Source organism: Pseudomonas paralactis, from assembly GCF_001439735.1.
GTDB classification, from domain to species: Bacteria; Pseudomonadota; Gammaproteobacteria; order Pseudomonadales; family Pseudomonadaceae; genus Aquipseudomonas; species Aquipseudomonas paralactis.
This window is the reverse complement of sequence record NZ_JYLN01000005.1, coordinates 28515-36305: the sequence shown is the minus strand read 5'-3', so window position 1 is coordinate 36305 and position 7791 is coordinate 28515. Positions and strand designations below refer to the sequence as shown.

Genomic DNA, 7791 nt, shown 5'->3' with positions numbered 1-7791 from the left:
CGCCCCTCAGGAAATCAATTTATCCAGATCTTCTGCTGATAGACGTTTGAGGGCCTCCAAGGATTTAGCCAATGCGTCCTGCACTGGCAAATTATTTGCCTGTTTGGTCGCCACATGGGCACTGAAATCGGCCAGTGTCGGGGCGGTGAAAATCGATTTGACGTCGAATTCAGCGTGCAACTGCTCGCGCAGGCGCACCACCACTTGGGTTGCCAGCAGAGAATGCCCGCCCAGCTCAAAGAAGTTGTCGTTCAGGCCCACCCGGTCTACCTCCAGTACCTGCGCCCAAATAGCGGCGATCCGTTGTTCCTGCTCGCTGCGCGGAGCGACGTATTCCCGGGCTTGCAGGTTGGCGTCCACCTTCGGCAGGGCCTTTCGATCCAGCTTGCCATTGGGGCTTAGCGGCATTTGCTCCAGCAGCACCCACTGGGCCGGGACCATGTAGTCCGGCAGATGTTGAGCCAGATGGGCACTCAGCACATCACGCCAGTCATCGCCGGCGTGTTGCAACACCAGGTAGCCCACCAGATATTTGCCGTCGACTGCCAACACGGCGGCTTCACGCACCAGGCTATGCTCCAACAGACGCGCTTCGATCTCACCCAACTCGATGCGCAGGCCGCGCAGCTTGACCTGATGGTCGATACGCCCGGCGTACTCAATCACACCGTCTTCGCGGTAGCGCGCCAGGTCACCGGTGCGATACAAGCGCTCGCCCTTGACGAAGGGGTTTGCGACGAAGCGCTCGGCAGTCAGCGCTGCACGGCGGTGGTAACCACGGGCCAGGCCGACCCCCCCCAGGTACAGTTCACCGAGCACACCGACCGGTACCAGTTCGAAATTGTCGTCGAGGATGTAGCAGCCGAGGTTGGCAATCGGACGGCCAATCGGCACCGCGTCGCGGCCTTCCTCGACACAGGCCCAGTGCGTTACATCGATGGCGGCTTCGGTCGGGCCGTAGAGGTTGTAGAGTGCGGCTTGCGGCAGTTTGGCAAAGACTTGTTGCTGGGCATCCACCGGCAACGCCTCACCACTGCACACAATGCGGCGCAGGCTTTGGCAGGTGGGCACCGCCGAATCTTGCAGGAATGTTTGCAACATCGACGGTACGAAGTGCAGCGTGGTGACGTTCTCCTGATTGATCAGACTGATCAGCCTGGCCGGGTCGCGGTGATCGCCAGGGGCTGCGACCACCAAGCGTGAACCCACCATCAGCGGCCAGAAGAACTCCCACACCGACACGTCGAAACTGAACGGGGTCTTTTGCAGCACGCTGTCGCCGGCCTCCAGGCCGTATGCCTCCTGCATCCATTGCAGGCGGTTCGTCAGGGCACAGTGCCGGTTGCCGGCGCCCTTGGGCTGGCCGGTTGAACCAGAGGTGTAGATCACGTAGGCGAGGTTTTCGCCCTCCAGGGCGATCGCCGGGTTGGCATCGCTGTAGCCGTCGAAGCCGTTTTCACTCAGCAACAGGCTATCCAACCCGTCTGGAATCGGCAGTTGCTCACGCAAATGCGCCTGCGTCAGCAGCAGTTTCACGCCACTGTCTTGCAGCATGTAGGCCAGGCGCTCACGAGGATATTGCGGGTCCAGCGGCACATAAGCACCACCAGCCTTGAGGACTGCCAGCAAGCCAACGACCATCTCTATGGAGCGCTCCGCCGCCAAGCCCACCAGCACGTCCGGGCCCACGCCGGCTTCGATCAAGCGATGAGCCAGGCAGTTGGCACGACGATTCAGCGCGGAGTAGCTTAGACGCTGCCCGGCAAAAACCACGGCCGCCGCGTCGGGCGTGCGCGCCACCTGCTGTTCAATCAGTTGATGCACGCATTGCTGCAACGGGTAATCGCGCTCGGTAGCGTTCCAGTCCTGTAGCATTTGCTGACGCTCAGTCACATCCAGCATCGTCAGGTCACCCAGGCGTTGCTGACCGCCCTGGAGCATGGCTTGGAGCACATTGACCAGATGGCGACCGAAGGCTTGCACCGTGCTTGCAGCGAAATATGCACGGGCAAAGCTGAACTGCACCGACAGCGTGTCACCGACGTCTACCAGCACGGTCAACGGGAAGCTGGTTTGCTCGCGGGAATCGGGCAGGCCAAAACGGATACCACTGCCACCGCTCTGTTCCAGGGCCTTGGACACCGGGTAGTTTTCAAACACCAGGATGTTATCGAACAACGCCTCACCGCCCTGCCCGGCCCAACGCTGAATATCGTACAACCCGGTATGTTCATGCTCGCGCAAGGCCAGGTTCTGCGCCTGCACCGCTTGCAACCAGTGCGCCACGCACTGCTGGTCATCCACTGCACAGATCACCGGCAACGTGTTGATGAACAGACCGATCTGCTGCTCTACCCCCACCAGATCCGCCGGGCGCCCGGCCACGGTGGCGCCGAAGGTCACCACCGACTGCCCGCTATGGCGCTGCAACAGAACCAGCCACGCTGCCTGGATCAGGGTGTTGAGCGTGACCTTATGGCTGCGCGCAAAGGACTCCAGGCGCCCCGTCAGCAGCCGATCCAGGCTCAACAGGTGCTCGCCATGCCCGTCCGTTGCCATTGGCTGATTGCTGCCCAAGCGAGTCGGTGCCTGCAGCGCACTCAACTGCTCACGCCAGAAGGCTTCGGTCGCGCCGGCATCACGCTGCTGCAACCAGCCGATGTAATCGCGGTAGCGCCCAACCGCTTCAGGCACCGCCACACCGGCATAACGTTGCAGCACTTCGCCGAACAGACGCGAATTGCTCCAACCGTCCATCAAAATGTGATGGTTAGTATAGATCAGCTCATAGCGCTGCTCATCGGTACGCACCAGTACCAGGCGTACTAGCGGCGCCTTGGTCAGGTCAAAGCCCTGGCGACGCTGAGCTTGCTGCAGATTTTGCAGCGCCAGTTCGCGCTCCGGCATTGTGCGCCAGTCCAGGAGCTCGATCGGCAAACGGGCCTCGCGGTACACCACCTGGCACGGCCATTCCAGCTGACCCTCCCAGAAGTACCCACTGCGCAACACGTCATGGGCGTGTACCGTGGCATCCCAGGCCCGCTGGAACCGTGCCACATCCAGGCCCTCGGCTGTCACGCGGATCTGGTTGATGTAGTCGCCGGCCGCCTGTTCGTACAGGGTGTGGAACAGCATGCCCTGCTGCATGGGCGACAAGGTGTAAATGTCTTCAATCGCCTGTGCCGCCAAGGGTAAGGATTCCAACTGCTGCTGGTTCAGGCGCGACAACGGGAAGTCGGACGCCGTCACGCCGTGGTTGCCGGGGGCGCAGCAATGCTCCACCAACGCCGTCAGTTCGCGGGTGAATGCCTGGCTCAAGGCTTCGATCTGCGCCACGTCGAACATCAACGGGCTGAACGTCCAGCCCATGTGCAGCTCTGCGCCGAATACCTGACCGTTGAGTGTCAACCAGTTGCCCAATGGTGCATCCGGGCTTTGCTCGGCACCCGCGCTTTCTGCTGCCGGTACGAACAAGCCGTCCGGCTGGTCAAAGCTACCGTCGATCTGGCCCAGGTAATTGAAGGTGATGCGCGGCACCGGCAACTCACTGAACGCCTGGCGCGTGGCGTCATCACCCAGGTAGCGCAGCGCGCCGAAGCCCAAGCCTTTGTCGGGTACGGCGCGCAGTTGCTCCTTGATCTGCTTGATTGACGCAGCAAGCGATTCGGCAGGAGTCAGGCGCACTGGAAACAGGCTGGTGAACCAGCCCAGGGTACGGGTCAGGTCGATGTCGTCGAACAGCTCTTCGCGACCATGGCCTTCAAGTTGGATCAGGCTGCAAGGCTGCCCGGTCCACTGGCAGATGACACGTGCCAGGGCCGTCAGCAGCAAGTCGTTGATCTGCGTGCGGTAGGCCGTGGGCGCCTGTTGCAATAATTGCCGGGTGTGCTCGGCGTCCAGTTGGCTGACCACCGTTTGCGCCAGGTAGCCGGGACGCGCACCTTGCGGATCACGGCACGGCAAGTCGGTAGGCACGCTTTGGAGCTGTTGCAGCCAGAAGTGTTTTTCCGGCTGTACTGCTGCGCTGCGGGCATGGGCCTGCAAACGCTCGGCCCAGGCCTTGAACGACGTGGTCTTGGCCGGCAATGCCTGTTGGCGATACAGGCTTTGCAGGTCTTCAAGCAATACCCGCCAGGACACACCGTCCACCACCAAATGGTGCATAACCAGCAACAGGCGCTGAGAACCGTCGGCCATGTCAGCGAGTACCGCTCGCAGCAACTGGCCTTGTTGCAGGTCGAGACTGCGCTGGGCACGCTCGCACAGGGCTTGCAACTGCGCGGCGTCGTGCACGCTCGCCTGCCACAGCAGTGTTGTGGCTTGCGCGTCATGTCGTGCGGTCCAGCCCCCAGCTTGCGGTGTGAAGCTTAGGCGCAGCACATCGTGGTGCTGGATAAGCGCCTGCAATGCAGCTTCCAGTTGGTCGCCACGCATGGCCTGACGCGGCGTCAGCAGCAGAGACTGGTTCCAGTGGTGCCGGTCGGGCAGATCCATCTCGAAGAACAACTGCTGGAACGGCAGCAACAACGTCTCTCCCTGCACCGGGCCTTGATCGATCACTTGCGCTGTCTGCAATTGCGCCACACGCGCCAGGCTGCGCACGGTCTGATGCAGAAACAGCGCCTTGGCGGTGAAATGGATACCGGCGGCACGGGCGCGGCTGACCACTTGAATGGAAATGATTGAATCACCACCACGCTCGAAGAAATTGTCGTTCAAACCCACCTGTTCAACGCCCAGCACTTGGGCCCAGATCGCGGCGATCTGCTGCTCCAGCACACTGTGGGGAGCTTCGTAATGGTGCGTGGCTTCGGGTTTGGGCAGAGCCTTGCGATCGAGCTTGCCATTGGAGCTCAGCGGCATCTGCTCCAGCAGCATCCACTGTGCGGGGACCATATAGTCCGGCAGGTGTTTGCCCAGGTGAACACTCAGCACGTCACGCCAGCCATCGACGGCGTTTTGCAGAACCAGGTAACCCACCAGATATTTACCATCGACAGCCAGTACAGCCGTCTCGCGCACCCAGTCGTGTTCCAGCAGGCGCGCCTCGATTTCTCCCAGCTCGATACGCAACCCGCGCAGTTTGACCTGATGGTCGATACGCCCGGCGTACTCGATCACGCCGCTTTCACGGTAGCGCGCCAGGTCGCCGGTGCGGTACAGGCGCTCACCCTTGATAAACGGATGGGCGACGAAACGCTCGGCGGTCAGTGCCGGGCGCCGGTGGTAACCACGCGCCAGGCCGACACCGCCCAAGTACAACTCGCCCAGCACCCCAACCGGCACGGGTTCGAAATTGCTGTCGAGGATGTAGCAGCCCAGGTTGGCAATCGGCCGGCCAATCGGCACGGCGTCGCGACCTTCATCGACGCAGGTCCAGTGAGTCACGTCAATGGCGGCTTCGGTCGGTCCGTACAGATTGTAGAGCGCCGCGTGCGGCAGCTTGGCCAGTACCTGCTGCTGTGCATCCGCCGGCAATGCTTCACCGCTGCACACGATGCGTCGCAGGCTTTGGCAGGTCGACACTGCCTGATCCTGCAGGAACGCCTGCAACATCGACGGCACAAAGTGCAGAGTGGTGACTCGCTGTTGGTTAATCAGGTGGATCAGCCTGGCCGGATCACGGTGATCACCCGGCGCCGCCATCACCAGGCGGGCGCCGATCATCAATGGCCAGAAAAATTCCCACACCGACACGTCGAAGCTGAACGGCGTCTTTTGCAGCACCGTGTCACGGGCGTCCAATGTGTAGGCTTCCTGCATCCATTGCAGCCGGTTGAGCAACGCTGAATGGCGGTTACCCGCGCCTTTGGGTTGGCCGGTGGAGCCGGACGTGTAGATGACGTAGGCAAGGTTTTCGCCGTCCAGGGCAATCCCGGGGTCGACGTCGCTGTAGGTCTCAAATGCAGACTCGCCCAGCACCAGGGTTTGCAGCCCTGCAGGAATCGGCAGTTGCTCACGCAGGTGCGCCTGCGTCAGCAGCAATTTCACGCCACTGTCTTCAAGCATGTAGGCCAGCCGCTCACGCGGGTATTCCGGGTCCATCGGTACATAGGCACCACCGGCCTTGAGCACAGCCAGCAGGCCGACCACCATTTCGATGGAACGCTCCACCGCCAGACCCACCAGCACGTCTGGGCCTACGCCTGTTGCGATCAGGCGATGCGCCAGGCGGTTGGCGCGACGGTTCAGTTCGGCGTAGCTCAGGGTAAGGTCGTGCAGGCACAACGCCGGCGCCTCTGGCTGGGCCAGCGCCTGGGCTTCGATCAACTGATGCACCCATTGCCCTTGCGGGTAATCGCGCTCGGTGGCATTCCATTTACAGAGGATGTGCTCGCGCTCATGGTTGCTGAGTGTTGCCAGGTCCTGCAAGGTCGACGCGCTGTTCATCACGGCGGCACGCAACAGGCTCAGCCAATGTTCGGCCATGCGCGACACTGTGGCGGCCTCAAACAGGTCGGTGGCGTAAGTCAGGGAAGCCCAGATGGCATCACCGCTCTCCTGGGTATCCAGGCTCAGGTCAAACTGGGCGCTATGGCTGTCCCATTCCAGGTTGGCCACGCTCAGGCCCGGCAACTGCCGGGCGACGATGGGCGAGTTGGCCTGATGGCTGAACATTACCTGGAACAGCGGGTTATGACTCAGGCTGCGCTCCGGTTGCAACGCTTCCACCAACTGCTCGAAGGGTAAGTCCTGATGGGCCTGGGCCTCCAGCGCACGACGCTTGGTGTGCGCCAATAGCTGGGCAAAACTCATCTGACCGTCGAGGTCGGCCTTGAGCACTTGCGTATTGACGAAAAAGCCAATCAGCGATTCGGTCTCGACGCGGTTGCGGTTGGCAATCGGCACACCAACGCGAATATCCTGCTGGCCACTGTAGCGGTACAAAAATGCCTGGAAGGATGCCAGCAGCAGCATGAACATCGTCACACCTTCACGCTGGGCCAGAGCCTTCAACCCTGCAACCAGTGAAGGCTCCAGTGCAATGTCCTGGCGTGCCCCCCGAAAGCTCTGTTGTGCCGGCCGCGGCTGGTCGAACGGCAATTCCAGCACCGGCTGCACGCCGCTGAGCAGTTCGCGCCAGTACGCCAATTGACGCGCCTTCTCCCCCGCCTCCATCCAGCTGCGCTGCCACAACGCGTAGTCGGCGTACTGGATAGGCAGCGGCGCTAGAACACAGTTCTGGCCTTGACTGTACGCGGCGTAGAGCTGCATCAGTTCCTGCACCATCACCCCCATCGACCAACCGTCGGAGACAATATGGTGCTGCACCAGCACCAACACGTGCTCCTCTTCACTGACGGCAAACAAGCTGACCCGCAGCAACGGCCCTTGCTGCAGGTCGAAGGGACGGGCAATTTCGGCTTCGACACGGGCCTTGAGCTGTGTTTCGTCGACTGCGCTTTCGGCGATCTCGATCACTGCGTCGCCCAGTACCTCCTGGGTGCGCTGCTCGGCGTCCAGATGCAGGCGAGTACGCAGACTTTCATGCCGCGTCACCAGGCTGTCGAAACAGCGTTGCAGTGCGACCTTGTTCAAGCGGCCGCTCAGACGTAACGCACCGGGTACGTGATAGGCGGCGCTGTCCGGATCCAGTTGCCAAAGAAACCACTGGCGCTCCTGAGCGTAGGACAGCGGCAGATGTTTGCCGTCCTCGCGGACCGAGGCAATCGGCAGTTGAGCGAAACTCATGCCCCGGCTTTGCAGGCGCTGGTAAAACTGCTGGCGCTGCTCCAGAGGCAAGCGAAGAAAGCGCGACACCAGGTCAATATTAGGGTTGGAAAGCATGGT

At 61.6% G+C, this 7791-nt stretch carries 1 protein-coding gene; it reads right to left on the bottom strand.

Going from position 1 to position 7791, the window contains the following annotated elements; all coding sequences use genetic code 11:
* Positions 1 to 6 precede the first annotated feature (6 nt).
* A complete protein-coding gene (locus tag TX23_RS14425) occupies positions 7 to 7788 on the bottom strand; it encodes a non-ribosomal peptide synthetase (protein ID WP_082629625.1) in 7782 nt (2593 codons plus the stop codon).
* Positions 7789 to 7791 lie beyond the last annotated feature (3 nt).

Bases quoted from the DNA above. Each gene is read 5' to 3' on its own strand.
- TX23_RS14425 (WP_082629625.1), bottom strand. From the start codon at position 7,788: ATGCTTTCCAACCCTAATATTGACCTGGTGTCGCGCTTTCTTCGCTTG.